Here is a 25390-nt window from a genome sequence, read left to right on the forward strand (position 1 = left end):
ATTTAAGTAATCACGGAAATAAAAAAGCCGCCGGATGTGCATCCGGCGGCCTGCGCTGAAACTAGCCGCGATTAGAACGTATGACGCATACCTAAGTTGAAACCGCTATTACCGGTGCCATCGTCCGTGGCATTGCCGACGGTGTAGGTGGCGCCATTTTTATTGCTGATGTGGCCGTAACCGGTGTACAGGTCGGTGCGCTTGGACAGGGCGTAGAAGGCGCCTATGGCCCACTGCTGGGCATCACGGTTGGCATTGCTCTTGTCGTTGTGGCGGATGTACGACGCGACCAGCTTGGCGGCGCCGAACGGTGCGCTGAAGCCGACGAGGATGTCGTTGCTCTTGCTGTTGTCGAGGGCGCGGTTGTCGGCGTAGCCGAAGTTACCTTGCACCACGCCAAAGTCGTAGCGTGTGGCCAGCAGGGTGTTGCGCGTTTGCTGGGTCGCCAGCGCATTTTCCTGGCGGTGATGCGTCAGGGTCACGTTCAGCGGGCCGTCGATGTAATGCACGGCGCCGCCCATGCTGCGGTTTTTCGAATTGTCGCCGGCGACTTCGCCAAAACCATACGCCAGGTCGGCCGAGAGCTTGCTCCAGGTCGGCGTGCTGTATTGCACCATGTTGTCGATGCGATAATTCGTCGCCATCAGATTCGATGCCGTGCCGGCCAGGCCGATGACGAACGGATCGGCCACGTCGCGCAGGGCCAGGTAGTACGGCGTATATTGGCGGCCCAGGGTGAGGGCGCCGGCGCTGCCGGTCAGGCCCACATACGCCTGGCGGCCGAACAGTCGGCCGCCCTGGCCCGAGGTACCGGTATCGATATTGAAACCGCTTTCCAGCACGAAGGTAGCGGCCAGGCCGCCGCCCAAGTCTTCCTTGCCTTTGAAGCCGATGCGCGAGCCCGAGGCGACGCCGGAAGCGACGCGGTTCAGGCGGTCTCCGGCCGCATCCTTGTCGAATACCAGGCCGGCGTCAGCCACGCCGTAGACGGTCACGCTCGATTGGGCCATGGCGCCGGTGGAGGCTGCGCCGAGGGTCAGCAGGGTAAACAGGACTTTTTTCATGAAAATCTCTCTAATAAGTTGGAATGACTACTGATCGCACTACCTGACTGCTTGTTACTCAACATGGACAACAAATAAATGGCCCGCTTGTGGCGGGCCATGGCGCTATCAGGCTTTGCTAGCGTGATCCGCTTCACCCCAATGGCTTTCCGTGTTCTGGCTGGCCGCGTTGGCCGCGGCTGCTTCTTCCTCGGTGGCCAGGCCACCTTCCCACTTGGCGACGACAGCCGTGGCGACGGCATTGCCGACCGCGTTGGTGGCCGAACGGCCCATGTCGAGGAATTGGTCGACGCCCATCAGCAGCAGCAAGCCCGCTTCTGGAATATTGAACTGGTTCAGGGTAGCGGCAATCACCACCAGCGAGGCGCGCGGTACGCCGGCCATGCCTTTCGAGGTCAGCATCAGCAGCAGCAGCATGGTGATCTGCGTGCCGATCGACAGGTCGATACCGTAGGCTTGCGCGATGAACAGCACGGCAAAGGTGCAGTACATCATCGAGCCATCGAGGTTGAAGGAGTAGCCCATCGGCAGCACGAAGCTGGAAATCTTGCGGTCCACGCCGAACTGGTCGAGCGCCGTCAGCAGTTTTGGATAGGCCGCTTCCGAGCTGGCCGTCGAGAATGCCAGCAGGAACGGTTCGCGGATCAGGCCGACCAGTTTGAAGACGCGCGGACCGATGACGATGAAGCCGGCGCCGATCAGCAGTGCCCACAGGCACATCAGGCCCAGGTAGAAGCCACCCATGAACTTGGCAAACGTGACCAGCACGCCGAGGCCGTGCGTGGTGATGACGGAAGCCATCGCGGCGAACACGGCCAACGGGGCCAGGTTCATGATGGTGCCGGTGATGCGCAGCATGACTTGTGCCAGCTGGTCGACGACGGCCGTCAGGGTCTTGCCCGATTCGCCCAGGCCGGCCAGTGCGCCGCCGAAGAAGATCGAGAACACCAGCACTTGCAGGATTTCATTGTTGGCCATGGCCTCGATCGGCGACTTCGGCACCAGGTGCGTGAAGAAATCTTTCAAGGTGAAGGCGGCCGTTTTCAAATTCGTCGAAGCGTGTACATCCGGCAATGGCAAGCCCAGGTTGGTACCCAGCTGCATCAGGTTCGACAGCACCATGCCCAGCGCCAGCGAGACCAGCGAGGCAACGACGAACCAGCACATGGCTTTCAGGCCGATGCGGCCGGCCGTCTTGCCGTCGCCCATGTGGGCGATACCGACCGTCAGGGTCGAGAACACCAGCAGCGCAATGATCATCTTGATCAGGCGCAGGAAGACGTCGGTGACGATGGAAATATTGCCAGCGATCTGAGCGCTGAGCTTGGCATCAGGGAAAGCGGTGTTGCATCCATAGCCGACAATAATGCCGAGGACCATGGCAATCAGGATGTACAGGGTTAATGGCCGTTTCTTTTTCATTTTGACTCCTCCGGTGAAACGCCGCTGTGAGCGGATTATTGATAGCGAGCAACTCAAGCTTGGAGTCAATATTTCTCAAAAACAAGCCCTTGCGTGCTAGCGATTATTTGCAGCAAAACCTGTACATAGCAAAGGATATGCCTGAAATTGGCATTTGGCGCATAACTTCTTAAGTTGTTGATTTAAGGAAGCTTTTTTGTTGTCAGGATGTTGCAACTTCGCGTGCTTGCGCGAAATATTGGACGCGGCGGGCCATCGCTGTATGACTTTTCATACGCTAGTCGCGGCTGGGCGGATGGGCGGCGGTGCGTCAAAAAGACAAGATTATCAGGACAATAAAAAAGCCCCTCCGAAGAGGGGCTCGATGGTGCGCAATGCGGTTCTATTGATGTTAGAACTTGATATTGGCCGTCAGGCTGAACGAACGGGGCTGGCTTGGCGTGTAGCGGAAGCCGGACTTGTTGATGGCCGCCACATAGGTTTTGTCGGCCAGGTTGTAGGCATTCAGCTGCAAGTCGAGGTTCTTGTTGACCGGATACGTTGCCATGGCGTCGAAGACCCAGTAGGCATCCACGCGTGCCGGCGTGCCGACGGCGCCATCGGTGCCGCGCAGCATTTCACCCACGTAACGCGCGCCGCCGCCGATCTTCAGGCCAAACGGCAGGGTGTACGAGGTCCAGCTGGTGAACGCCTGTTTTGGCGTGTAAGTGAGGTTCTTGTCGCCGCTGGCCGTGAAGACCTTGTTCGACTCGACCTTGGTATTCATGCGCGTGTAGCCGGCGCTGACCAGCCAGTTCGGCATGATCTCGCCCACCACGCCCAGTTCCAGGCCTTGCACGCGCTTCTTGCCGGTCTGGTAATAAAGGGTCGCGATCACGGGATCTTGTTCCACTTCATTCTTGACCGTGGTCTGGTAGACGGCGGCCGACAGCGACAGTTTTTGCTTCAGGAAGTCCCACTTGGTACCGATTTCCTTGGTAATGGTTTCCTGCGGATCATAGTTCGGGTTTTGCGCGCTGTTGGCGGCGGCGCTCAGGGCGAAGTTGACGCCCGGTGGCGCTTTCGACGTGGCCAGCAAGGCGTACACGCTGCTGTCCGGCGTCGGCTTGTACATGGCCGAGATCTTGCCGTTGGCCAAGGTGTCGCTCAGGGTCAAATGGGTGGGAATCGGCGTGCCCACTGGCAATGGCTGTACCGCGGGCGCGGTCACGGCCCCTTGCAGAGCAACTGCATCATACGTGGTGTTGAAATGGTCGAAACGCACGCCGCCGTTGAACAGCCACTTGTCGCCGAACTTGATGGTGTCGAACACATACAGGCTTTGCGTGTTGACTTCGCCTTCGGTGAAGGCGCCGCTGCGCACGGGGTTGCGACCGGTGACCGGGTCACGCGGATTCGGGTTGTACAGGTTCGCTGCCGGCAAGGTGCCCAAGGTGGCGGGCACATAGCTGTAGTTGGTCTGTTTTTCGCTGGTGAACTCGGCGCCGGCCACCAGGGAGTGCTTCAGCACGCCCGTGTCGAATTGCGCGCTGACCACGGTCTGGTTGGTCAGGATCGTGTTTTCCTGGTCTTTCACGGTGCGCAGCGAGCGCGCCAGGGTCCAGGTCGAAGGATCGGTGGTGACCGGTGTCTTCAGGTTGGCCATGCTGCCCATGAAGGCCGTCAGCAGGTAGTCCTGCTTGGTCTTGCCGTAGCGCGTGGTGTTCTGTATCTGCACGGTTGGCGAGAAATCATGGTCGATGCGCAAGGTGCCCATGTCGGCCTTGATCTTGTCGTAGTCCGCAGTGGAACCGTAGAAATTCTTTGGATCGACCTTGGCTGCGCTGTTCAGGAAGGTGCGGATGACCGGTTGCTCCTTCGTCGGGACGTCCGGCGTCGAGTAGCCTGGCAAGCCGATGGTCGGCACGCCGCCGTCGGGCACGTTGTCCTGGTCCACATGCAGGTAGCTGGCCGTGATGCGCGTCGGCTTGCCGATGCCGAAGGTGACGGTGGGCGCGAAGGCCCAGCGCTTGTTCTTGACTTCATCGCGCGCCGGGTTGCCGCTGTCCTGCGTCATCAGGTTCAGGCGCAATGCCGTGCCCGAGTCGCTGTCGAGGATGCGGTTCCAGTCGGCCGTGGCGCGTTTCTGCTTGCCGCTGCCCGCCGTCAGCAGCGAATTGAATTTGTTTTCCATGGTCGCTGTCTTGCTGACCAGGTTGATCGAGCCGGTCGGCGAACCGCGGCCGCTGTCCGTGCCCGCCGGGCCCTTCAGCACGTCGATTTGTTCGATGTTGAAGACGTCGCGCGAGATGGAGCCCACGTCGCGCACGCCATCGACATAGATGCTGCCCGACGAATCGAAACCGCGCATGTAGACGGCGTCACCCGTGTTCGTGTTGCCGTTTTCACCGAGGAAAAAAGTACCTACGCCTGGCGTGTTGCGCAGCGCGTCCGTCAGGGTCAGCGCACCTTGCTGCTCGATCAATTCCTTCTTGATCACGACGATGGTTTGCGGCGTATTGACCAGCTCTTCAGTGTATTTAGGCGACGAGGCTTTTTCGGCCTTGAAATCATTTTCCTTGGAACCAATGACCTTGACTTCGTTCAGCATTTGCTGCGATGCCGGGGCACTTTGGCCGGCCGGGTCGGCCGCCTGGGCGGCGACGGGCAGCAGCATCACGGCCAGGGCGGCGCCGATGTGCTGGTTGAAACGGGTGGGGGCGTGTTTGCGGCTCTTGATTGCCATCTTGCTCTTTCGAAAAGGTCAGGGTAGTGGTTCCTGGCTGGCTCTGCGCCGCAGTGCTTGGGCACGCGGGCAAGTGGCTGGCGATGGAGACGGAATAGGCCACATTGTAATAACTGGGCGCTATTTCGTAAATGAGAATCGTTATCAGTATCATTTACGCAACGGATTGGGCGTGCCGCAAAAAAAACACTGTCATGGCTGATGAATGCTTGCTTTGCGGCCTGGCCGCTGCTATGCGCGCAAGCGTCCGCCGGCGGGAGTATGATGAGCAACCTTTACAAATTTCCTTTCAGAATGCTGCAGACTCCCGATGCCTTTGTCCCCCTGATCGATGCGCCCGAACCGGCCCCGTCCGCCACGGATACGCTGACGTTTGTCTTTCACCGCGGGCGTTTGTTGTTGCGTACGCCCGAGTTATCCCTGCCCACGGCCGCCGAGGCGGCCGCGCTCGATATCGATCTGAGCCGCGCACAGCCCGTGGGCTTGTGGCAGGGCCGCTATTGCCAGACGGTCTGGACCGACGAAGAGTTGCCACCGGGTGCCGGCCTGGCCTGGCACGGCATGCGCTCGCTGTTCAATGCCGTCGACGACGCTTTCCTGGGTCTGGCCAGCCGCGCCGTGCAACTGGCCGAGTGGGCGCGCACGCACCGCCATTGCGGCGTGTGCGCCATGCCCATGCAGCGCACGCGCGGCGAACGCTGTTTCACCTGCGCCGCCTGCGGCATGCTCGCGTATCCGCGCATTTCGCCGGCCATGATGGTACTCATCCGCAAGGGCGAGCAGGTGTTGTTGGCCATGCACAAGCACTCGCCATCGCAGCGCTTCAGCCCGCTGGCCGGCTTCCTGGAAGCGGGCGAATCGATCGAGGAAGCCGTGCACCGCGAAGTGATGGAAGAGGTGGGCTTGCGCGTGCACAACCTGCAGTACTTCATGAGCCAGTCCTGGCCGTTTCCCCATTCGCTGATGATCGCGTTTACGGCCGATTACCTCGATGGCGAGATCCGCCTCGACGAGAACGAGATTGCCGAAGCGCGCTGGTTCGGTCCCGGCGATGCGTGGCCGGAAGCGAGTTCGAGCGTGTCGATTTCCGCGTTGCTGGTCGGCGCTCACCGTCCGCCAACGGCATAGAAAGCCGGGGCTGCTCGGGCAGCCTGCCGCATTTTCTATATACTGGCGGCAATTGAAAATTTTAGGGTGGTGTAGCATGTCTCAAGAAGAATTCTCCGAAAACGACTGGCGCCGGCTGATCAGCAGCTTTGGCGAAGATCCGCAGCGTCCCGGCTTGCTGGAAACGCCTGCGCGCGTGGCCAAGGCGTGGAAGCACTGGACGTCCGGTTATGGCCAGGATCCGGTGGACTTGCTGAAGGCCTTTGAAGATGGCGCGGAACAGTACAACGAGCTCATCGTCGTGCGCGGGATTCCCGTCTACAGCCATTGCGAACACCATCTGGCGCCGTTTTTCGGCAAGGCCACCATCGGCTACGTGCCCAACGGCAAGATCGTCGGCCTGTCGAAATTGACGCGCCTCGTCGATTGCTTCTCCAAGCGCCTGCAAGTGCAGGAACGCATGACGATGCAGATCGCCAATGCCCTGATGGAAGTGCTGGAACCGAAATCGGTGGGCGTGGTCGTACGCTGCCGCCACCTGTGCATGGAAAGCCGCGGCATCCGTACGCCGGGCGAAGAAACCATCACCTCGGCCATGCTGGGCGAGATGCAGCCGAACCTGGCGCTGCGCACGGAATTTCTGGCGTTGGCGCGCGAAAGCTGATTGTTCAGCGGCGATGCTTGACGAAGGCGGCAGATGCCGCCTTTTTTCATGTTCTTCCCGATTCCCGTTCCGCCAGGTAGCGCGCCGGCGGCTTGCCCGCGGCCTTGCGGAACATGGTGACGAAACCGCTGGTGTTTTCATAACCGAGTTCCAGCGCCACCGCCTTCACGCTGTGGCCTTGCGCCATGCGCCGCAAGGCCAGGATGACGTGCAATTGCCGGCGCCAGCGGCCCACGCTCATGCCCAGTTCCTCCAGTGACTGCCGGGTCATGCTGCGTTCGCTCATGCCGATGCGGCTGGCCCACTCGGCCAGGGTGCTTTTATCGGCGGGCTGCGCCAGCAGCAGGGCGGCCAGGCGGCGCAAACGCGCATCGCGTGGCATCGGCAGATGCAAGTCTTCCACGGGCGCGGCCGCGAGTTCATCGAGCAGGGTGAGCACCAGGCGTTCCTGCGCGCCATGCAGCGTGGCCAGGGTGGGGAAACTGGCCGCCTTGGCGATCAGTTCGCGCAGCAGGGGCGAAACGGCGACGGTACAGCAGACGGTGGGCAAGGCCGGCGCCATGGCCGGCTCGACAAACAGGCAATAACATTGGGCCTCACCCACGCCCTGCGCGGAATGCATCAGGCCGCCCGGTATCCACACGGCGCACTGGGGCGGCACGATCCATACGCCGCTGTCCACCTCGCAATGAATCACGCCCCGCGTCGCATACAGCAACTGCCCCTTGCGGTGCTGGTGCGGCGCCTGCTCCGCCTCCTCGGACACGCTGGCCAGGCCCACGGCCAGCAGCGGACGCAACACGCCATCGATGTCGAAATCCATGAGGGAGGCGCCAGGGTCCAGGCCCAGCTGGGCCGTCAGCACACTGGGCAAGAGGGGATGGGGCATGAGAACACTTTGGCTGGATTGAATAATATTGTGGCTATTTTATGCAATGACGCACAGCACCGCCAGCGCTATCGTATGGGCATCCGCAGCCCCGCTTCAACGGCAACCGCCGCCGCCAGTGTTCTGATGAAGGTAAGGAGGAACGGCAACCCCTTGAAGGAGTCATCATCATGCAGCTTGATCTATCCGCTTTTCCCCTCGTCTGGATGCGCCGCGAGGCAGCGCCTGCCCAGCCCGATATTCTGTTTGCCCAGTTTGACGCGCTGCTGGCGCGCCGCCAGGCGTTTGTCATTCTCAGCGAGGAAGGCTTTGACGAGGATGGGCATGAACACCCGCAGGAAGAGCGCAAGCGGGCGTCACTCTGGATGAAGCAGAACAAGGCGGCCATCCGCGCCTATATCCAGGGCATGGTGCTGGTCGAACCGAGCGCCGCCAAGCGCCTGGCCGGCAAGGCTTTTGCCGTGATGTTCGGCAAGTTCTGGGGTTACCCCCTGCATTTCGGCATCAGCCGCGACGACGCGCTCGACATCGCCCAGCATTTGATCAAGGCGTGGCTGCCGCCAGCCGACGGCGGCACGGCCGCGCATCAGTAACGATAATCGTTAATAAAATGCTTGGTGAAGTTGTACTTGCTGCCGCCGTCGAGCAAGTCGACCAGGCGCTTCGGCGCCGAGGCCGACATGAAGGCGTCGGCGGCGCCGCCCGTGCTGCGAAATTTCATGCCGGGGCTGAGGATCTGGTTGGCGCCGATTTTCAGGTGCTGGAAGCTTTTCGTTTTCTCATTGTTGAGAATAAAATGCAATTCCTGCTTGAAGGTCAGGAAGGGGATCTTCAGCCACCAGCCTTCGTCCGTGCCATAGCTGGCGACGCTGGCAAAATGCGTGTTCTTGTCCGTCAAGGTGGGTTTGCCCAGGCGGTCGTTGATGCGTTTCATGGCTTCATTCTTGGTCATGCTGTGCTTTCGTGATTCATCGTATATCCGGGCTGCATTTTGACACAGGCACGCCACCCCCGCCTGCCTTGCCGCCCCCTATCTGCATGCTTTTTTACTGCAATGCAGCATCAATTCTCATCAATTGTCGCAACGCATTAACAACACCCGGCAAAAATCATTGCTTTCCAGCATTGTAAATATCGGTATTTCAAGCGTATGCTGGTGTCGTCTGAACGGTGCCGTCCGAGCACCGTCGCCGCCGCATTCCTGGCCTGCCGGGCTGGAAGCGGACCACGCCTTTCGCCGCACATAGATAGTTGGAGACACAGCATGAAGAAATTGACGTTCCAGCAGAAGTTATGGATTCCCCTGATTTGCAGCCTGTTGTGCATCACCGTTATTTTTGTCTATAACGCCCTGGAAGTGCGCAAGATCCGCATCGAAGAACGCAGCGCCGACCTGAGCAATGCCGCCGACCTGGGCCTGGGCGCCGTCAAGATGTTCGGCGACCTGGCCGCCAGCGGCGCCTTGACGAAGGAAGAAGCACAAAAGCAGGCCACGGCCGTCATCAAGAGCATGCGTTTCGGCGAGACCGGTTATTTGTCCATCATCAACCTCGACGCCGTCGTCGTGATGAATCCTGCCGCGCCGCAAACCGATGGCAAGAACATGTCGGACTTCAAGGATGCCAACGGCACCTATCTGTACCGCGACATCGTGGCCGTCGGCAAGAGCGATACGGGCAAGGGCTTCGTCCACTATTATTTCCCCCGCCCCGGCCAGAAGACCCCCGAACCGAAGATGAGCCGCGTAGTGGCCTACAAGCCGTGGAGCTGGACCATCGTGGTTGGCGTGTACATGGACGATATCGACGCGGCCTTCCGCCAGTCGCTGCTGACCTCGCTGGGCGTGCTGGTGCTCGTATGCGGCCTGCTGGCCGCCGTCGTCGTGGTGATCAACCGTAGCTTGCGCCATGCGCTGGGCGGTGATCCCGAGTATGCGGCCGACGTGGCCGAAAAGATCGCGAATAACGATTTGAGCGGCGTCGTGCGTACGCATGCGAACGATCGCCACAGCGTGCTGTATGCGATGAAAACCATGCAAACCAACCTGGTCGATGCGATCAGCGAAATCCGCCATAGCGCCGAGACGATCGCCACGGCGTCGAGCGAGATCGCCAGCGGCAATATGGACTTGTCGGCGCGCACGGAAATGCAAGCCAGCTCGCTGGAAGAAACGGCTGCCTCGATGGAGGAATTGACCTCGACCGTGACGCAAAACGCGGGCAACGCCGTGCAGGCAAATGAACTGGCGCAGTCCGCTTCCGCCGTGGCACGCCAGGGCGGTGCCGTGGTGGCGCAAGTGATCGGCACCATGGACACCATCAACGCCTCGTCGCGCAAGATCGTCGACATCATCGGCGTCATTGATGGCATCGCCTTCCAGACGAATATCCTGGCCTTGAACGCGGCCGTGGAAGCGGCGCGCGCTGGCGAACAGGGCCGCGGCTTTGCCGTCGTGGCATCTGAAGTGCGTAATCTGGCCCAGCGCTCGGCCGGTGCGGCGAAGGAAATCAAGGAGCTGATCGGCGCTTCCGTCGACAGCATCGCGGCCGGTAGCACGCTCGTCGCACAGGCGGGCACGACCATGGATCAGGTGGTCGCTTCCGTTTCGCGCGTGACCGACATCATGGCCGACATCACGGCCGCGTCGCACGAGCAAAGCACGGGCATCGGCCACGTCAACCAGGCGATCACGGAAATGGATAGCGTGACGCAACAAAATGCGGCACTGGTGGAAGAGGCGGCGGCGGCAGCGTCGAGCATGCAGGACCAGGCGGCCGTGCTGGCGCAACTGGTGGCGCGTTTCAAACTGTCGGCGCAGGAATCGGGCACGGCGCCGCGCCTGGCGGCCACTTCGACTGGCGCGCCACGCGCCGTGGCGAAAAAGCCGCTGCGCAGCCTGGCGGCGCGCTGATTTACTGGGCTGGTGCCGCCGCTGGCGGCGCCGGTTCGAATTCCAGCTTGTCATCGACGACCACGAATTGCCCGACCGGCTGGCCCAGGTCGGCTTTCGGGTCGTTTTCCATTTCCGTCAGCTCATTGCAGGTATTCGTTTCCGCCTGCCACAACTGCTTGCCCATGCGGATATTCCAGATGCCATCGCCGGCCGCGAACAGCTCGACGGTGACGTCGGCCGGCGCATCCGTCGACAGGGTATGCAGGCGCTGGCATTGCGGCAGATTCGTCGCCATTAGCTGCACTTCCACGGTATCTTGCCAAAAATAACGTTGCTGGCGGCGCACGGTCAGGGAATGGTCTTGCCCATCGAACATGTAGATGGCGAAGTCCTGGACACAGCCTGACAGCAGGACGGACAGCGTGACGATCAGGAGTTTGCGCATGGTCGGCTTTCTTTGTTTGTGCTCGGGAATGTCGGGATGCCTGCGTAACGGCGCGAGTGGGTGCTTGCGCCGCCTTGTTTTTCGCTTACGTGGCATTATATCCATGCATATCAGTTGCGGCGCGACAATAGTTATGCCAAGTTCGCCTGCCCCTACTTATCTACCTGGAAAGACCACGATGATCGACCTGTATTACTGGACCACGCCCAACGGGCACAAAGTGACGATGTTCCTGGAAGAAGCGGGCATCCCCTACAACCTTATTCCCGTGCATATCGGCAAGGGCGAGCAGTTCAAGCCCGAGTTTCTCGCCATCGCGCCGAATAACCGCATCCCCGCCATCGTCGACCAGGCGCCGGAAGATGGCGGCGCGCCGCTGTCGCTGTTCGAGTCGGGTGCGATTCTGCAATACCTGGCTGAGAAAAGCGGGCAATTCCTGCCGGCCGACGTGCGGGGACGTGCCGAAGTCATGCAGTGGCTGTTCTGGCAAATGGGCGGCCTGGGCCCCATGGCCGGGCAAAACCACCATTTCGTGCAATATGCGCCCGAACCGATCGACTACGCCATCACGCGCTACGTCAACGAAACGAACCGGCTATACGGCGTGCTGAACAAGCGCCTGGCGGACCGTGCATTCGTGGCAGGCGACAGCTATTCCATCGCCGACATGGCAATCTACCCGTGGATCGTGCCGCACGAACGCCAGCGCCAGAAGCTGGAAGATTTCCCGCATCTGGCGCGCTGGTTCGCGGCCATTGCCGCCCGTCCCGCCACCGTGCGCGCGTATGCGCGAGCGGCGGAAATCAATGTGCAGCCGACCGTCAGCGGCGACGCGAAAAGCGTGCTGTTCGGGCAGACGGCGAAGACGGTAGCCTGATCAACGGTTAATTGCCCCGGTAAGTGGAAAAGCCGAAAGGGCTGAGCAGCAAGGGAATGTGATAGTGCTGGTCAGTCTTTTCCACATGAAATTGCACGGGGATTTCCGGGAAAAAAGTTTCCTGTTTCAGGCGTGCATAGTGCTCGCCTGTCTTGAACACGATGCGGTAGTCGCCCGCCTGCATGGGCGCATCCACCGGATACATGGCCGCGATGCGCCCCTGCGCATTCGTCACGGCACTGCCCAGTTGTTGCCAGCCTTCACCGTTCTTTTGCTCCAGGGTGACCGTTACGCCGGCCGTCGGCTGTCCGCTCTGCAAGTCGAGAATGTGCACGCTCAAGGGATTGGCGGCGGCCAGGGCCATGCTGGACAGGCTGGCGAAGGCCAGGGCGGCGGTGATTTGTTTCAGTGTGCTCATCGTCGTATCTTTCAGTTTAAAGGGTAGGGGAATCGAGTTCAGGGATGGCGGCCAGGGCGGCATGGGCGCAGGCGCGGTCTTGCAGGGCGCCGCCGCCTCCGGCCACGCCGATGGCGCCGACCACTTCGCCCTTGGCTCGCAAGGGCAGGCCGCCGCCCAGCAGCAACAGTTCCGGCACGGTCGTCAAATTGGCCATGTCGGGATTGCCGCGCGCGGCCACGGCCAGCGCCTGGGTATCGTTTTTCGTCGACAGGGCTGTGTAGGCCTTGCGCCGGCTGGCATCCGTGTTGTGCGGCCCAACGCCATCGGCGCGCTGCACGGCGACAATATTGCCGCCACGATCGAGCACGGTGACGACGATGTGCCGTCCTTGCGCCTGGCATGCGGCCATGGCCGCGTCGGCCAGCTTGTTGGCCGCTGTCAGCGAGAGGTCATCGACCTTGCGCAGCTGAGCGTGGGCTGGGCTGGCCAGCAGGCACAGCAGGGTACTGCCGAGTAACAGGGTTTTCATGTGGCTGTCCGTTGAGTAAAGTGACGCCAGTATGGCCAGTGTTGCCCTACGAGAAGATGATCGCTGCATGACATTTTTATCATCCGCAGCGGTTTGCACGCGGCGTAAAATGGTTCAACTTCCCACAAGAAAGCCCCTACCCATGCGCATCCTGGTCATTGAAGACGAACCGAAGACGGGCGACTATCTGCTGCGCGGCCTGGCCGAGTCCGGCTTTACGGTGAGCCTGGCGCGCAATGGCCGCGACGGCTTGCACATGGCAAGTACGGAGTCACCCGATCTCATCGTGCTCGACGTCATGCTGCCCATCATGGACGGCTGGCAAGTCTTGCGCGCGCTGCGCTTGCAGGAGGGCGGAGCGGACGTGCCCGTGATCTTCCTCACGGCGCGCGACGAAGTACAGGACCGGGTCAAGGGGCTGGAGCTGGGCGCCGATGATTACCTGGTGAAACCGTTCGCGTTTGCCGAACTGGTGGCGCGCATCCGCACCCTGCTGCGGCGCGGGCCGCCGCGCGAAGATGACGTCATCCGCATCGGCGACATGGAAATCGACGTGATGAAGCGCAAGGTCAGCCGGCAAGGCCAGCGCATCACCCTGACGGCGAAGGAATTCGGCTTGCTGCATTTATTGGCGCGGCGCCAGGGCGAGGTGTTGTCGCGTTCCATCATCGCCTCGCAAGTGTGGGACATCAATTTCGAGAGCGACACCAACGTCATCGACGCGGCCATCCGTCGCCTGCGCAGCAAGCTCGACGATCCCTTCGAGCCCAAGCTGATCCACACCTTGCGGGGCATGGGCTATGTCTGCGAATTGCGCGCGCCTGCCGCACCTGACAGTGGCGCGGCCGCATGAAGCTGGCGCAACTCCGCCGCTCGCTGACCCTGCGCGTCACGCTCGTCTTCGTGCTGATCGTGGCGCTCGTGTCGGCCGGGCTGGGCATGCATTTATACCGCTCTTTTGTGGCGGAAATCGAGCGCCGCGACGACATATTATTGCTGGGTAAACTGCGGCAGATCCAGCAGCTGCTGGGTAATGCGGGCACCCTCGACATCATCCGCGAGCGGCCCCAGTATTTCCGCGACACCATGAGCGGCCAAGAAAATTCCCTGGTGCGCATCGTGCGCGCCGATGGCACGCGTTTGATCGATGTCAACCCGAACGGCGAGGCGGTGGCGCATCCTGTGCCCGTGGCCGTCGATGCGCCCGTGACGGACAGCGACATCGTCAGCTGGACCAGCCGCGACGGTTATCCCGCACGCGTGGTGGCGGCCAGCGCGCGCATCGGCGACCCGGCGCAGATGGCGGACATTTCCGTCGCCCGGGTCTATGGCGACCGCACGGCCATGTTTGCCGCCTACCGCTGGCAGATCGTCGTCTCGGTGGCCGTCAGCGCGCTGGTGGCGGCGCTGCTGGCGAGCCTGATGCTGCTGCGGGGACTGCGGCCGCTGCGCAATATCGCCGCCCATGCGGCCCTCGTGCGGCCGGGCAAGCTGGAGCAGCAACTCGATGCACGCGGCGCGCCGACGGAACTCTTGCCGCTGATCCACGCCCTGAACGCCATGCTGGCGCGGCTGCAGGAAGGCTATGCGCGGCTGTCGCAATTTTCCGCCGACCTGGCGCATGAATTCCGCACGCCCGTCACCAATCTGCTGGGGCAAAGTCAGGTCATGCTGGCCCGCCCGCGCAGCGCGCAAGAATATGAACAGCTGGTGTCGTCGAATGTGGAAGAGCTGGAACGGCTGTCGCGCATGATCGACAGCATGCTGTTTCTGGCGCGCGCGCAGCAGGATGAAATGGTGCTCGTCAAGCAAGTCCTGCCCGTGCAGGACGAATTCTTGCGCCTGGCCGATTTCTTTGAGGGACTGGCCGAAGAGCGCGAGCTGGCGCTGGCTTGCCACGGCAGCGGCAATGTGACGGCCGAGCCGCAACTGCTGCGCCGTGCGCTCGGTAATTTGCTGTCGAACGCCATCCGCCACGCGGCGCCGGGCAGCACGATACTGCTGCGTTCGCATGCGACGAACGAGGGAGTGGAACTGAGCGTGAGCAACCTCGGCCCTGCCATCCCCGCGCGCCACTTGCCGCACCTGTTCGAGCGTTTCTACCGCGCCGATCCGGCCCGCAGCGACTCGGCCGCTTCCACAGGCCTGGGCCTGGCCATCGTCACAGCCATCATGCAGTTGCATGGCGGCAGCGCGACCGTGGCGTCCGATGCGGCCGCCACGACGTTCACTTTAGTGTTTCCGCTCGAGGACTGTAGGTCGGATTAGCGCGCAAGCGCGTAATCCGACATCATGCGCCAACCATATTGTCGGATTACGGTCCTGCGGACCTAATCCGACCTACGCCGTAAAGCATGGTCATGGGGCCGTCAACCCATCTCCACCAAAAACTCATGCATGCCCGTATGCGGCAATTGCGCGCACGCCGGCGCGAAATGCGGCAATTGCCCCCACAGCAGCGGGTTGCCGACGATGTACACATGGTGCTGCGCGCGCGTCAGGGCGACATTGAGCAAGTTGGGCGTGGCAGCCGCCCACTGCGCGGCGCCCACCGTGCTGTCGTCGGCGCCGAGGACCAGCATCACCACGCTTTGCTCCTTGCCCTGGAAGGTATGCACGGTGCCCACCATCTGGCTGCTCCACTGGCGCAACTCGCGCGCCGTCGGCGCCTTACCGTAGCCGAGGCGGCGGTCCCAGTCCATGTCGACGATGCGCGAACGCAATTCGTTGCGCACGGCCTTGAATGGCGTAATCACATACATGTCGGGCAGCTTGCCGTCGCGGCGGTACAGTTTCAGCAGCACTTCCAGCACGAAATCGAGTTGCACAGGCACGACCTGCTTGTAGCTGACGGCGCCGATGGCATCGATCCAGCAGCTGGGGCCTTTCGTGAGACCCCGCGCGCCGGCCGGCGGCGTGCGCTCGCTCAAGCCATAGACCATCTTGTCTTCGTAGGCGATGCTGTTGGCCAGCGAGAACATCGGCTCCACGCAGCGGCGGTGCACGCGCAAGGGGCTGCCTATCCACAAGGGCTGTGCGCTGCCGGCGCCGACGACGGCACCATAGCGGTTGGCCTTGTCCGCCAGTGTCTGCACGGAAACGGAGGTTGGCGCATAACTGCCATCCTGCGTGTGCGGCGACAGGGCGGACAAGGTTTGCACGAGGCGGCCCGGCACCGTGAACACGGGCTCGATCTGCAGCGGATCGCCCACGACGACGGCGCGCTTGGCGCGCCACAAGCTGCCCAGCGCCGCTTGCGGCACGGCCTGGCCCGCTTCATCGATGAACAGCCAGCCCAGCGATTCGGGACCCATGCCCTGGAACTGGCGCGCGAACGAGGCAAACGTTGTCGACACGACGGGCACCACCATGAACAGGCTGTGCCAGACCATGGCGATATGCGACTGGTCGTAGGCGCGCTTGTTTTTCAGCAATTTCGACACGGCCAGCAAGTTGCCGCCAAAGCCGGGTCCGCCTTTCTTTGCCACTTCCGCCAGCCACGCTTCATGCAGGGCCAGGGCCTTGGCGAATAGGCGCGAGCGCAGGCGCGCCAGGGCCGGTTCATGCCACAGGCCGCCAATTTGCAGCGCGTCGCCGTCCAGCTCGTCCAGGGTCGCCGGCGCGGCGATGGTGGGGAAGCGCATGCGCGCACGGCGCAACAGTTCCGTGCTGTCATCCCATTCGCGCTGGCGCGATTGCGCCGTGCGCAGGGCAATGTGCAGGCTGTTGCGGGCACGTTCGCAGCGCGGCTCCAGCTCGCCCTTCAGCAGCAGCTTGATGGCGGACACGTCGCGCGCGGCCTGGCGCTGCGCTTCGGCATTGGCCACGACCGCTTCCTTGTAGGCGCGGGCCGGTGCCGTGCGGAACAGGCGGGCAAAGAAACCGGGCTGTGTCAGCGCCACCAGGCGTTCTTCTTCCAGCAATTCCTTTTTGCTGGCGAGCAGGGTGTCTTGCTGCGCCAGCGCGTCGGACAGGGCGCCATTCGCCGCATCCATTTCCTGCTCGGCAGCGATCAGCGCCTGCTGGCTGCTGTGGATGAATTCGGCTTCCGTGCACGTGCCCACAGCTTGCCACAGGGCCGCGTACTGGGCGTGCTCGGCCAACGCCTTTTCCACCACGTGTTCCGTCTCGCGGAATTCGCGCGCGGCCTGCGCGAAGCTCACGCCCTGGTGGCTGGCCAGCCACTGGCGGATATTTTGCGCATTCGGCGTCTTGCGCGCCGTGGTCTTGTCCCAGTCGTCGTCATAAAAATTGCTGACGAAGCGGCGGCGGTTCGCGCTATTGCCCAGCGCGCAGGACATCAAGCCCCATGGCGCTTCCGCTTCGCCCAGGGCGCGGTTGGCGCCATTGCCATCGGCCACGACCCGGCGCGCCACGCTTTCAAAGTAGCGCGTGCGCGCCCATTCCTTGCCCAGCTGCTTCGGTTTTGGCAGGTCGCCGGAAATGTTTTCCACGGCCGCGTTATTCGACGAAGCGACGACCATTTCAAAGCCCGTCAGTTCCGGACGCAAGCGGGCGATGGTGATCGGGTCGCGCACGCCTTCGAAGGCCACGGCCACCTTGCCGATGAAGGCGTCGCCGGCGCGGTCCAGGCAGGACAGCACGCTGGCCCGGCGCACGATGTTGTCGGCAAACAATTCACGCAACAAGGTCGTCTTGCCTGTGCCCGGCGGGCCATTGACGGAAAAGATGCCCCGTTCGCTCAAACCCGTACGCGCGCCGTGGATGGCGAACTGCTGCATCAGGCTCATGGCGTAGCTGGCGTCTTCCAGCCAGTGTCCCCGGTTCATATTGCCTGGATTGAGCATGGCGGCCAGCGCCTGGCGTCCGGCCGGGCTGTACAGGTCGATGCGCTCATCCTGTGCCAGCGGCGTCAGGTAGGCGGCGACCGTCGCCGGTAACTTGCCGCCACGCAAGGCGCGAATGATCTGTTCCAGATCATCGAGGTAAAAACTGTTGAGGATATCGATCGATGGTTCCACCGCGTCGCCAAAGTCCAGGCTGCGGTTCTGGCTGGATTCAAGCGCATCGGTTTCCGTGACCGCTGCGCGTTTCTTGCGCGTGCGCAGTTCCAGCACGGCCAGCGGCTGGCCGGCCGACGGGTGGAAGCCGGCCCAGTCGCGCAACAGGTCGGCCAGGGCCGCGATTTCCATACCGGACAGGGGAGACGAGACATTGCCCGCCTCGTCCGTCACTTGCTGTGGCGTGCGGCTGGCCGCGAAGTTGCGCAGGCTGTCTTGCAGCGCCAGCTGGCTGTCGCTGAACGCATCCAGGCTCAAGCCCGACCAGTCCGGCGTGCGGGCGCGGCCCAGCGCCCACGGCAAGGTCGACACGGACACGGGATCGAACTGCGGCTCGCCCAGCGCGTTGAGATTGAGGCGGGCAAAGCACGAGCGTCCCAGCAACTCTGTTTTTTCTGTTTCGGCAATGTTTTCCGGGCCGGTGGCCGGCGGACAAGCCTTGTTGATTTCGGCCTTGTCGAACACGCCAAGGAACAATGAGTAGCCGTCGATCTCGCGGTCGGACGGCACTTGCCATTGCGTGGCGAACTGCGGCGGCAATTGCGCCAGCTGTTCGCGGTGCAGGAGACGCACGGTGGACTGGTCTTCAACGTCCGTGATTTGATTCAGGTCAAACGGGATAAAGAATTCGATCTTGTGCCAATACTCCAGGATAGCCAGGAGGCGCTGCTGTTCTGCCTGATTCATGATGACCAATATTTTGTAAAGCGAGCGAGGATTGTAAAGCGTATGCGCGGTGCACGTTTTGCACTTTTGTCTATTGCGCGGGCTTTACGGCAAAAAAAGTGGTATTAGCAGACGAAAAAAAGCCAGGCAGCAACTTCCTGCCTGGCCTTCCCCCGTTGCGATGTTGCTGAGGGTTAAAACTCGTGCATTAAAACTCTTCCCATTCGCTCTCTGCAGCCGCATTGCTGCGGCGTGCCGGCGCGGCCGCGACGGCCTTGTGCGCTGGCGCTGGCTTGGCCGCAGGGCGCGCGATGGCGGGGGCGGCTGGTGCCGTGCGCACAGGCGCCAGCTTGGGTGCGCTGGCAACATGGTTGCCGGTTTTAAAGAAGCCGACCACATGCGCCAGTTCGCCCGCCTGGTCCTGCATGCTTTGCGAGGCGGCCGCCGCTTCTTCCACGAGGGCCGCGTTTTGCTGCGTCACTTCATCCATCTGGGCAATGGCCATGTTGATCTGCTCGATGCCGATGGTCTGCTCGTGCGTAGCGGACGTGATCTCGCCCATGATGTCGGTCACGCGCACGATGCTGTCGACGATGTCGCCCATGGTCTGGCCCGCTTCATTGACGAGGCGCGAACCCGTGTCCACGTTGGCGACGGAGGCGGCGATCAACTCCTTGATTTCCTTCGCCGCGCCCGCCGAGCGCTGCGCCAGGTTGCGCACTTCCGAGGCCACGACGGCAAAACCGCGTCCCTGTTCACCCGCGCGCGCCGCTTCGACGGCCGCGTTCAAGGCCAGGATGTTGGTCTGGAAAGCGATGCCGTCGATGACGCCGATGATGTCGACGATCTTGCGCGACGAGGCGTTGATCGTGCCCATGGTGTCGACCACTTGCGAAACGATGCTGCCGCCGCGCACGGCCACTTCCGATGCGCTTTTCGCCAGCTGGTTCGCCTGGCGCGCATTGTCCGCATTCTGCTTTACGGTCGAGGTCAGCTCTTCCATGGCCGACGCCGTTTCTTCCAGCGAACTGGCTTGCTCTTCCGTGCGGGACGACAGGTCGAGGTTGCCGGCGGCAATTTCGCTCGATGCCGTGGAGATCGCATCCGTGCCGTTGCGCACTTGCGCCACCACGCCCAGCAGGCTGGTGTTCATGGCTTTCAGGGCGCCCAGCAGGCGGCCCGTTTCATCGCTGGAATTGACGACGATGTGCGACGACAAGTCGCCCGAGGCCACGGTTTCGGCCACGCTGACGGCTGCATTGATGGGCTGGGTAATCGAGCGCGTGATGATCCAGGCAACAAAAGCGCCCAGCAGCACGGCAACGCTGCCCAAGGTAATCATGGAAGCGCGCGCGCTGTTGCTCAGCGTTTCGGCTTCCGTTGCCGCTTGCGCCGCCTGCTCGCCTTCATACGCGACCAGGCTGTCGAGCGCGCCCAGCACGCGCTTCAGGCTCGGCGCCGCTTGCTGCGTCAGGAAAGCGATCGCTTCTTCCGTCTGGCCCGCATTGCGCAGCTCGATGACCTTGTTGTTCAGCGGTGCGCCCGATTTCAGGGCCGCGTCCAGCTCGGCCATCAAGGCCGTTTCCTTGTCCGTCGAGATTTTCTTTTGCAAGGTTTCCTTGGCGGCGCCGTATTTCTTGCGCGACTCGCCGATCTTTGCCAGTTCCGCCTGTACCAGCGCTTCCGTCGGCGCCACCACAATGCTCGTGATCGCCAGGGTAATGTTGCGCACGTTGTCGCTCATGGTATTGGCGGCCGCCATTTTGACGTTCTTGTCGGCCACGATGTCGTGCGTGCGCGCGCTCAGTTGTCCCATGGAATACAAGCCGACGAGCAAGACGGCGACCAGCAGGCCGAGGACGACAGCAAACCCGATCCCGAGCCGGGTGCCGATTTTGAATTGTGTGAGTGACATGATTGCTTTCGTGTTGCGGAAGTGAGGGAAAACATCGGACAGGCCGGGGCTACGGGTTTATACGTAGCGGCGGCCAGCCTGTAATTGTTCCTCAAAATTCCGCACTGCAATACAAAAACTTGTATCAAGTCCGTGAAAAGCTGAAAAACTGGTAGCAACTTGACTAAGTTGTCGTGTGGAAACAACGAGCGCGGCGCTGATGGGGGTTCAGCTTTCCGGAAACACGTGGGTGGCGAGGAAGTCGATGAAGGCGCGCAGTTTCGGCGTCAGGTGGCGGCTGCTGGGCCACAGGATGCGGAAGGCACCATCGTGCTGGCGGTGCGCGTCCAGCACCGGATGCAAGCGGCCTGCGGCCAGCGCGGCGCGTACGGCAAAGTCGGGCAGGGCGGCGATGCCCAGACCGCTTTCGGCAAAGTGCAGCAAGGTGTCGACATTGTTGCAGTGGAGCAGGGCCGGCAAGCCGGCCGCATGCAGGGCCTGCCACTCGGGCAGGGGCCAGGCCTCGACTTTGCCGCTGCTGGGAAATTTGTACAGCAGGCAAGTGTGCCGCGCGAGGTCGGCGGGAAGCAGCGGCGTGCCGTGTTGCGCCAGGTAGGCGGGCGCGGCCACCAGCTGCAGCTGGAACTGGCCCAGCTGGCGGCTCATCAAGCGGCTGTCGGCGCTTTCTCCCGCGCGCACGACGGCGTCGTAGCCTTCCTCGATCACGTCGACCCGGCGGTCGCTGAAGTCGAGATCGAGTTCCACCAGCGGATAGGCGCGCACGAACGCGGCCAGCACGGGATTGAGCAAGCTGCCCACCTGCGGCAAGCTGACGCGCAGCCGGCCTCGCGGCGCGCTCTTGCTGTTCGATAACTCCAGTTCGGCAGCTTCGATCTCGCCCAGGATGCGCCGGCAGCGTTCCAGGAACACCGTGCCTTCGCTGGTCAGCGCAATGCTGCGCGTGCTGCGGTGAAACAGGCGCACGCCGAGACGCTCTTCCAGCCGCGCGATGCTCTTGCCCACGGCCGAGGCGGAAATACCGAGCACGCGGCCCGCCGCGACAAAACTGCGCGTTTCGGCCGCCTGCACGAAGGCCGTGAATCCCGCCAGGTTATCCATGTCGATCCTCATTGATTGCGGATGCCAACGTCCGCACAGACAGAAACTATAGCCTGTTTTTCTTTGATCGCACCTGCCTTACCTTGGCAGCCTGATCATTTGAAAGGCTACGCCATGATGTACAACTTCTCTCCTGCGGCCCTGTCCGCCCGCATCGATCCCTTGCTCGACTTTGTTTTGCAGCAGCAGCGCCTGGTGGGTGCCGTCGTCCTGGTGCGCCAGCGTGGCAAGGACGTGTACCGCCGCGCGGCCGGCCACCTGGACCTCGAGGCGGGCATACCCATGGTTGAGGACGCCGTCTTCCGCCTGGCGTCCGTCAGCAAGCCCATCGTGTCGACGGCCGCGCTGGCGCTGGTGGGGCAGGGCCGGCTGGGCCTGGACGACCTGGTGACACGCTGGCTGCCGTATTTTGCGCCGCGCCAGCCGGACGGTACGGTGGCGCCCATCACCGTGCGGCATCTGCTCACGCACACGGTCGGCCTCGACTATGGCTTCTTCCAGCCGCCGGGCGGCGCGTATGCGCAGGCCGGGGTGTCCGACGGCATGGATGCGTCCCGCATTTCCCTGGAGGACAATCTGCGCCGCCTGGCCACCGTGCCGCTGGCGTATGCACCGGGCGAGCGCTGGGCATACTCGATTGCCACCGATGTGTTGGGCGCCGTTATCGAACAGGCGGCCGGCATGCCGCTGGCGCACGCCGTGGAATATCTGGTGACGGTGCCGCTGGCCATGCGCGACACGGGTTTTGTGGCCACGGGACCGGCGCGCCTGGCCGTCGTGTATGCGGACCGGGCAGCGGGAGAATCCCGGCCGCGCCGCTTGCGCGACGAGGGCGAAGACCATCTGCCGTTTCTCGATGGCATGGCCGGGTTTGTGTTATCTCCGGCGCGCGCCTGCGATGCGCAGGTCTATCCGTCCGGCGGCGCGGGCATGGTGGGTTCCGCGCCTGATTTCATGCGTTTGCTGGAAGCGTTGCGCCAGGGCGGCGCGCCCCTGATGCCAGCCGGTCTGGCGCAGCAGATGGGCACGAGCCAGACGGGCGGCTTCGATTTGCCGTTCTGGCCGGGGCGGGGCTTTGGCCTCGGTTTTACCGTGTTGACGGACCCGCTTGCCGCCGCCACACCGGAGTCCGTGGGCACGTGGCGCATGGGCGGCACCTATGGCCATTCCTGGTTTGTCGACCCTGCGCAAGAGCTGTCCGTGGTGGCGTTTACGAATACGGCACTGGAAGGCATGGCGGGGCCGTTCGTGGCGGAACTGTGCCAGGCAGTGTATGGCGCCAAGGAAACGCCATGACGCGCCCGCACCCGATCGTCTTCCTCGCGCTGGGCCTGTTCGGCGTGTACTGCATCGAGTTTGGCGTGGTCGGCATCTTGCCGATGATCATGCAGCGCTACGGCGTGACGGCCGCGCAGGCGGGTTCGCTGGTGAGCCTGTTCGCCCTCGTGATCGCCGTGGGCGGCCCTTTTCTCGTGTTGCTGGCTACGCGCTGGCGCCGCAAGCGCGTGCTGATCGCGTCCCTGCTCGTGTTCGCGCTGGCCAGCGTGGTGTCGGCGTATGCACCCCGCTTCGAGCTGCTGCTGGCGCTGCGCATCGTGCCGGCCCTGTTCCACCCCGTGTATTTCTCGCTGGCCATGGTGGCCGCTGCCGCCCTGTATCCGCCGCAACAGGCGGCGCGGGCCGGCGCGCACGCGTTCACGGGCACCAGCATGGGCATGGTGCTGGGCATCCCGCTCACCACGTGGATCGCCGCCCAATATGGCTACGAGGCATCGTTCCTTGCCTGCGCCCTCGTCAATGCCTTGGCGGCGCTGGGGCTATATCTGTTCCTGCCCGACACGCCGCAGGAAGCGCCAATGGCATATGGACGCCAGCTGGCCGTGCTGCGCAAACCGGCCCTGTGGTTCACCATTGCCGCCGCCGTGCTCGTGTTTGCCGCCATGTTTGCCGTGTATGCGTATGCGGCCGCATATCTGCAGCAGCAGGTGGGCTTGTCGGCGCGCCAGACGGGGCTGGCGCTGGTGGTGTTTGGTATCGGTGGCGTGGCGGGCAATCTGTTCGCGGGGCGCCAGTTGGGTACGCACGTGCTGCGCACGGTGCTGCTGCAGCCCGTGCTGCTGGGACTGGCATACTGGCTGCTGTACCAGTATGCGGGCACGGGTATCAGCTGGCTGGCGCTGGCCGTCTTGCTGCTGTTCTGGGGCGCCGCGCATACGAGCGGGCTGATCGTCACGCAAGTGTGGCTCAGCAGCGAAGCGCGCGAGGCGCCCGCGTTCGCCATCGGCGTGTATATCGCCGCCATCAACCTGGGCGTGACGGTGGGTGCAATGGCGGGCGGCATCGCCATCGAGTCCTACGGCATGCCGGGGGCGCTGGGCTGCGGCGCGCTGCTGGGTGCCTTGGCGCTGGCGGCGATTGCCGGGAAAGCGTGGCTGTACCGCGCGCCGTCAGTCGGCAAGATGGTTGGGGATGCGAAACAGTAAATCCGTGTCGCCAATGTCCACGCCCGCTTGCGACAGCAGGGTGCTGGCCTGGCCCCGGTGATGGGTCTGGTGGTTGAAGAAATGCATGAGCAGGCTGAAAAACTCGCGCCGGTTCGGCCCCTTGCTGTTGCGGTAGTCGAGCAAATGGTCCAGGTCTTCTTCGCGGATGGAGGCGGCCCAGCCGACGATGAGCTGGTCCAGCCATTGCCGGTGCGCGTGCATGGCGGCAAAATCCTCGGCCGCGAACAGCGGGTGCGTGAGCGAAGCAGGCGGCGTGATGGCGCGGATGGGGTCGAGCAGGGGGAAGCCGGCCGGGTGCTTCGCATAGCGCTGCAGCCACAGGGTGTCGCCCACCATCACGTGATTCAGGGTGGCCAGCAGGGAGCCAAAAAAGGCGCCCCGCTCGCGCTGCAGTTCTTCCGCCGGCAGGCTGGCCGCCGCCGCATAGACCTTGGCATTCATCCACTGGTTGTAATCGGCCATCAGGCAAATGTGGGCGCAACGGCTCATGCTGGACTCCTTCAGTGGATGAATGCTGATGTTAAACGGATTTCAGGAATGCGCGTATGCCGGCGAGCAGCATTTCAATGGCCATGGCCGTCAGGATCAAGCCCATCAGGCGCTCGAATGCCGTCATGACCCTTGGACCGAGCGCACGCTGCAAGCGTTCGGCGCACAGGAAGACGGCCAGCCAGACGACGGCCACGGCCGTCAGCCCCGCCACGTGGGCGATCACTTCGTTCATTTCATGCGAGGAAAACAGCAGCACGGTGGCCAGCGCCGACGGGCCGGCCAGCGCGGGGATGGCCAGCGGCACGATGAACGGTTCGCCGCCCATCTCGTGGTCGCTATTGCCCGCGTTTGGCTGCGGAAACACCATGCGCATGGCGATCAGAAACAGGATCACGCCGCCGCCGATGCGCAGCGCCACTTCCGATAATTGCAAGGCGTTCAGGAAATGGCGGCCGAAGAACATGAACAACAGCAAGATGCCAAAGGCGATCATGCACTCGCGTACCACCACTTTCCAGCGCCGCTCGATGGGCACCCGTTTCAGGGCATTGACGAACAGGGAAACGTTGCCGAACGGGTCGGTGACGAGCAAGAGCAGGATAAATGTCTGGAAGAAATTCTGTGTCATGGTGGTGTGAGCTGAGGTCAACACCGCTGCCAGGATGGGCGCGGTGCGATA

22 protein-coding genes are annotated in these 25390 nt (G+C 62.7%); 9 read left to right on the forward strand and 13 right to left on the reverse strand.

Annotation, left to right across the window (positions count from 1 at the left end):
• Positions 1 to 71: 71 nt before the first annotated feature.
• From MRBLMS1_RS28720 to MRBLMS1_RS28730, 3 genes are all read right to left on the reverse strand, one after another.
• Positions 72 to 1064, reverse strand: coding sequence for a porin (locus tag MRBLMS1_RS28720; RefSeq protein ID WP_485883756.1), 993 nt, complete (start codon positions 1062 to 1064; stop codon positions 72 to 74).
• Positions 1065 to 1172: 108 nt separating this feature from the next.
• Positions 1173 to 2486: a dicarboxylate/amino acid:cation symporter gene (locus tag MRBLMS1_RS28725; protein WP_128140565.1), complete on the reverse strand. Its 1314-nt coding sequence runs from the start codon at positions 2484 to 2486 to the stop codon at positions 1173 to 1175.
• A gap of 391 nt (positions 2487 to 2877) precedes the next feature.
• Positions 2878 to 5211 carry a catecholate siderophore receptor Fiu gene (locus MRBLMS1_RS28730; RefSeq protein WP_485883759.1) on the reverse strand — a complete coding sequence of 778 codons (2334 nt, stop codon included), beginning with the start codon at positions 5209 to 5211 and terminating at the stop codon, positions 2878 to 2880.
• Between the two features lie 294 nt (positions 5212 to 5505).
• On the opposite strand from MRBLMS1_RS28730, the gene nudC reads away from it, so the two are divergent.
• Together nudC and folE are read left to right on the forward strand one after the other, a co-directional pair.
• Entirely contained in the window at positions 5506 to 6339 is an 834-nt protein-coding gene (gene nudC, locus MRBLMS1_RS28735; RefSeq protein WP_485883761.1) for an NAD(+) diphosphatase, read from the forward strand.
• Positions 6340 to 6415: 76 nt separating this feature from the next.
• The gene (folE, locus tag MRBLMS1_RS28740) at positions 6416 to 6982 is read left to right on the forward strand and encodes a GTP cyclohydrolase I FolE (protein WP_034754386.1); all 567 of its coding nucleotides are present in this window, start codon (positions 6416 to 6418) and stop codon (positions 6980 to 6982) included.
• Between the two features lie 46 nt (positions 6983 to 7028).
• Here the strand turns inward: folE and MRBLMS1_RS28745 are convergent, their stop codons facing one another.
• Positions 7029 to 7871 (reverse strand): AraC family transcriptional regulator, encoded by an 843-nt coding sequence (locus tag MRBLMS1_RS28745; RefSeq protein WP_456147997.1) that lies wholly within the window; start codon positions 7869 to 7871, stop codon positions 7029 to 7031.
• Positions 7872 to 8041: 170 nt separating this feature from the next.
• Here MRBLMS1_RS28745 and MRBLMS1_RS28750 point away from each other — a divergent pair, with 170 nt between their 5' ends.
• Positions 8042 to 8464 (forward strand): hypothetical protein, encoded by a 423-nt coding sequence (locus MRBLMS1_RS28750; protein ID WP_485883764.1) that lies wholly within the window; start codon positions 8042 to 8044, stop codon positions 8462 to 8464.
• Here the strand turns inward: MRBLMS1_RS28750 and MRBLMS1_RS28755 are convergent.
• Positions 8458 to 8823, reverse strand: coding sequence for a hypothetical protein (locus MRBLMS1_RS28755; RefSeq protein ID WP_046683244.1), 366 nt, complete (start codon positions 8821 to 8823; stop codon positions 8458 to 8460). The genes MRBLMS1_RS28750 and MRBLMS1_RS28755 overlap by 7 nt on opposite strands.
• Positions 8824 to 9135: 312 nt before the next feature.
• Between MRBLMS1_RS28755 and MRBLMS1_RS28760 the strand changes: the two genes are divergently transcribed.
• Positions 9136 to 10782: a methyl-accepting chemotaxis protein gene (locus MRBLMS1_RS28760; protein ID WP_485883766.1), complete on the forward strand. Its 1647-nt coding sequence runs from the start codon at positions 9136 to 9138 to the stop codon at positions 10780 to 10782.
• Position 10783: 1 nt separating this feature from the next.
• Here MRBLMS1_RS28760 and MRBLMS1_RS28765 read toward each other — a convergent pair whose 3' ends face one another.
• Complete coding sequence (locus MRBLMS1_RS28765; RefSeq protein WP_139091988.1) at positions 10784 to 11209, reverse strand: hypothetical protein; 426 nt, start codon at positions 11207 to 11209, stop codon at positions 10784 to 10786.
• A 178-nt stretch (positions 11210 to 11387) separates the two neighbouring features.
• Between MRBLMS1_RS28765 and MRBLMS1_RS28770 the strand changes: the two genes are divergently transcribed.
• Complete coding sequence (locus tag MRBLMS1_RS28770) at positions 11388 to 12086, forward strand: glutathione binding-like protein (RefSeq protein ID WP_128140559.1); 699 nt, start codon at positions 11388 to 11390, stop codon at positions 12084 to 12086.
• A 7-nt stretch (positions 12087 to 12093) separates the two neighbouring features.
• Here the strand turns inward: MRBLMS1_RS28770 and uraH are convergent, their stop codons facing one another.
• Positions 12094 to 12504: a hydroxyisourate hydrolase gene (gene uraH / locus MRBLMS1_RS28775; protein ID WP_034754375.1), complete on the reverse strand. Its 411-nt coding sequence runs from the start codon at positions 12502 to 12504 to the stop codon at positions 12094 to 12096.
• A gap of 16 nt (positions 12505 to 12520) precedes the next feature.
• Entirely contained in the window at positions 12521 to 13015 is a 495-nt protein-coding gene (locus tag MRBLMS1_RS28780; protein ID WP_485883769.1) for a GlcG/HbpS family heme-binding protein, read from the reverse strand.
• Between the two features lie 142 nt (positions 13016 to 13157).
• On the opposite strand from MRBLMS1_RS28780, the gene MRBLMS1_RS28785 reads away from it, so the two are divergent.
• Both MRBLMS1_RS28785 and MRBLMS1_RS28790 read left to right on the forward strand, forming a co-directional pair.
• Positions 13158 to 13868 (forward strand): heavy metal response regulator transcription factor, encoded by a 711-nt coding sequence (locus MRBLMS1_RS28785; RefSeq protein WP_128140556.1) that lies wholly within the window; start codon positions 13158 to 13160, stop codon positions 13866 to 13868.
• Positions 13865 to 15283 carry a heavy metal sensor histidine kinase gene (locus MRBLMS1_RS28790; protein WP_485883772.1) on the forward strand — a complete coding sequence of 473 codons (1419 nt, stop codon included), beginning with the start codon at positions 13865 to 13867 and terminating at the stop codon, positions 15281 to 15283. Before MRBLMS1_RS28785 ends, MRBLMS1_RS28790 begins: the two co-directional genes overlap by 4 nt.
• A gap of 101 nt (positions 15284 to 15384) precedes the next feature.
• On the opposite strand, the gene MRBLMS1_RS28795 is transcribed toward MRBLMS1_RS28790, so the two are convergent.
• From MRBLMS1_RS28795 to MRBLMS1_RS28805, 3 genes are all read right to left on the reverse strand, one after another.
• Positions 15385 to 18723: a DEAD/DEAH box helicase gene (locus MRBLMS1_RS28795; RefSeq protein WP_485883774.1), complete on the reverse strand. Its 3339-nt coding sequence runs from the start codon at positions 18721 to 18723 to the stop codon at positions 15385 to 15387.
• A gap of 187 nt (positions 18724 to 18910) precedes the next feature.
• Complete coding sequence (locus MRBLMS1_RS28800; RefSeq protein ID WP_485883776.1) at positions 18911 to 20617, reverse strand: methyl-accepting chemotaxis protein; 1707 nt, start codon at positions 20615 to 20617, stop codon at positions 18911 to 18913.
• Positions 20618 to 20824: 207 nt separating this feature from the next.
• Complete coding sequence (locus tag MRBLMS1_RS28805) at positions 20825 to 21715, reverse strand: LysR family transcriptional regulator (RefSeq protein ID WP_485883778.1); 891 nt, start codon at positions 21713 to 21715, stop codon at positions 20825 to 20827.
• 114 nt (positions 21716 to 21829) lie between these two features.
• Here MRBLMS1_RS28805 and MRBLMS1_RS28810 point away from each other — a divergent pair, with 114 nt between their 5' ends.
• Positions 21830 to 23011 (forward strand): serine hydrolase domain-containing protein, encoded by a 1182-nt coding sequence (locus tag MRBLMS1_RS28810; protein WP_485883780.1) that lies wholly within the window; start codon positions 21830 to 21832, stop codon positions 23009 to 23011.
• A complete protein-coding gene (locus MRBLMS1_RS28815) occupies positions 23008 to 24198 on the forward strand; it encodes an MFS transporter (protein ID WP_485883782.1) in 1191 nt (396 codons plus the stop codon). Before MRBLMS1_RS28810 ends, MRBLMS1_RS28815 begins: the two co-directional genes overlap by 4 nt.
• Here MRBLMS1_RS28815 and MRBLMS1_RS28820 read toward each other — a convergent pair.
• Together MRBLMS1_RS28820 and MRBLMS1_RS28825 are read right to left on the reverse strand one after the other, a co-directional pair.
• Positions 24163 to 24708, reverse strand: coding sequence for a DinB family protein (locus MRBLMS1_RS28820; RefSeq protein ID WP_485883784.1), 546 nt, complete (start codon positions 24706 to 24708; stop codon positions 24163 to 24165). The two genes, MRBLMS1_RS28815 and MRBLMS1_RS28820, sit on opposite strands and share 36 nt — an antisense overlap.
• A 31-nt stretch (positions 24709 to 24739) precedes the next feature.
• Positions 24740 to 25339 carry a MarC family protein gene (locus MRBLMS1_RS28825; protein WP_034754361.1) on the reverse strand — a complete coding sequence of 200 codons (600 nt, stop codon included), beginning with the start codon at positions 25337 to 25339 and terminating at the stop codon, positions 24740 to 24742.
• Positions 25340 to 25390 lie beyond the last annotated feature (51 nt).

Source organism: Massilia sp. LMS1-1-1.1, from assembly GCF_040815535.1.
Classification (GTDB): domain Bacteria; phylum Pseudomonadota; class Gammaproteobacteria; order Burkholderiales; family Burkholderiaceae_D; genus Janthinobacterium; species Janthinobacterium aestuarii.

What these genes read in the sequence shown, in the direction of transcription:
- MRBLMS1_RS28720 (WP_485883756.1), bottom strand. Translation starts at nt 1,064, where the DNA reads ATGAAAAAAGTCCTGTTTACCCTGCTGACCCTCGGCGCAGCCTCCACC.
- MRBLMS1_RS28725 (WP_128140565.1), bottom strand. Translation starts at nt 2,486, where the DNA reads ATGAAAAAGAAACGGCCATTAACCCTGTACATCCTGATTGCCATGGTC.
- MRBLMS1_RS28730 (WP_485883759.1), bottom strand. Translation starts at nt 5,211, where the DNA reads ATGGCAATCAAGAGCCGCAAACACGCCCCCACCCGTTTCAACCAGCAC.
- nudC (WP_485883761.1), top strand. Translation starts at nt 5,506, where the DNA reads ATGCTGCAGACTCCCGATGCCTTTGTCCCCCTGATCGATGCGCCCGAA.
- folE (WP_034754386.1), top strand. Translation starts at nt 6,416, where the DNA reads ATGTCTCAAGAAGAATTCTCCGAAAACGACTGGCGCCGGCTGATCAGC.
- MRBLMS1_RS28745 (WP_456147997.1), bottom strand. Translation starts at nt 7,871, where the DNA reads ATGCCCCATCCCCTCTTGCCCAGTGTGCTGACGGCCCAGCTGGGCCTG.
- MRBLMS1_RS28750 (WP_485883764.1), top strand. Translation starts at nt 8,042, where the DNA reads ATGCAGCTTGATCTATCCGCTTTTCCCCTCGTCTGGATGCGCCGCGAG.
- MRBLMS1_RS28755 (WP_046683244.1), bottom strand. Translation starts at nt 8,823, where the DNA reads ATGACCAAGAATGAAGCCATGAAACGCATCAACGACCGCCTGGGCAAA.
- MRBLMS1_RS28760 (WP_485883766.1), top strand. Translation starts at nt 9,136, where the DNA reads ATGAAGAAATTGACGTTCCAGCAGAAGTTATGGATTCCCCTGATTTGC.
- MRBLMS1_RS28765 (WP_139091988.1), bottom strand. Translation starts at nt 11,209, where the DNA reads ATGCGCAAACTCCTGATCGTCACGCTGTCCGTCCTGCTGTCAGGCTGT.
- MRBLMS1_RS28770 (WP_128140559.1), top strand. Translation starts at nt 11,388, where the DNA reads ATGATCGACCTGTATTACTGGACCACGCCCAACGGGCACAAAGTGACG.
- uraH (WP_034754375.1), bottom strand. Translation starts at nt 12,504, where the DNA reads ATGAGCACACTGAAACAAATCACCGCCGCCCTGGCCTTCGCCAGCCTG.
- MRBLMS1_RS28780 (WP_485883769.1), bottom strand. Translation starts at nt 13,015, where the DNA reads ATGAAAACCCTGTTACTCGGCAGTACCCTGCTGTGCCTGCTGGCCAGC.
- MRBLMS1_RS28785 (WP_128140556.1), top strand. Translation starts at nt 13,158, where the DNA reads ATGCGCATCCTGGTCATTGAAGACGAACCGAAGACGGGCGACTATCTG.
- MRBLMS1_RS28790 (WP_485883772.1), top strand. Translation starts at nt 13,865, where the DNA reads ATGAAGCTGGCGCAACTCCGCCGCTCGCTGACCCTGCGCGTCACGCTC.
- MRBLMS1_RS28795 (WP_485883774.1), bottom strand. Translation starts at nt 18,723, where the DNA reads ATGAATCAGGCAGAACAGCAGCGCCTCCTGGCTATCCTGGAGTATTGG.
- MRBLMS1_RS28800 (WP_485883776.1), bottom strand. Translation starts at nt 20,617, where the DNA reads ATGTCACTCACACAATTCAAAATCGGCACCCGGCTCGGGATCGGGTTT.
- MRBLMS1_RS28805 (WP_485883778.1), bottom strand. Translation starts at nt 21,715, where the DNA reads ATGGATAACCTGGCGGGATTCACGGCCTTCGTGCAGGCGGCCGAAACG.
- MRBLMS1_RS28810 (WP_485883780.1), top strand. Translation starts at nt 21,830, where the DNA reads ATGATGTACAACTTCTCTCCTGCGGCCCTGTCCGCCCGCATCGATCCC.
- MRBLMS1_RS28815 (WP_485883782.1), top strand. Translation starts at nt 23,008, where the DNA reads ATGACGCGCCCGCACCCGATCGTCTTCCTCGCGCTGGGCCTGTTCGGC.
- MRBLMS1_RS28820 (WP_485883784.1), bottom strand. Translation starts at nt 24,708, where the DNA reads ATGAGCCGTTGCGCCCACATTTGCCTGATGGCCGATTACAACCAGTGG.
- MRBLMS1_RS28825 (WP_034754361.1), bottom strand. Translation starts at nt 25,339, where the DNA reads ATGACACAGAATTTCTTCCAGACATTTATCCTGCTCTTGCTCGTCACC.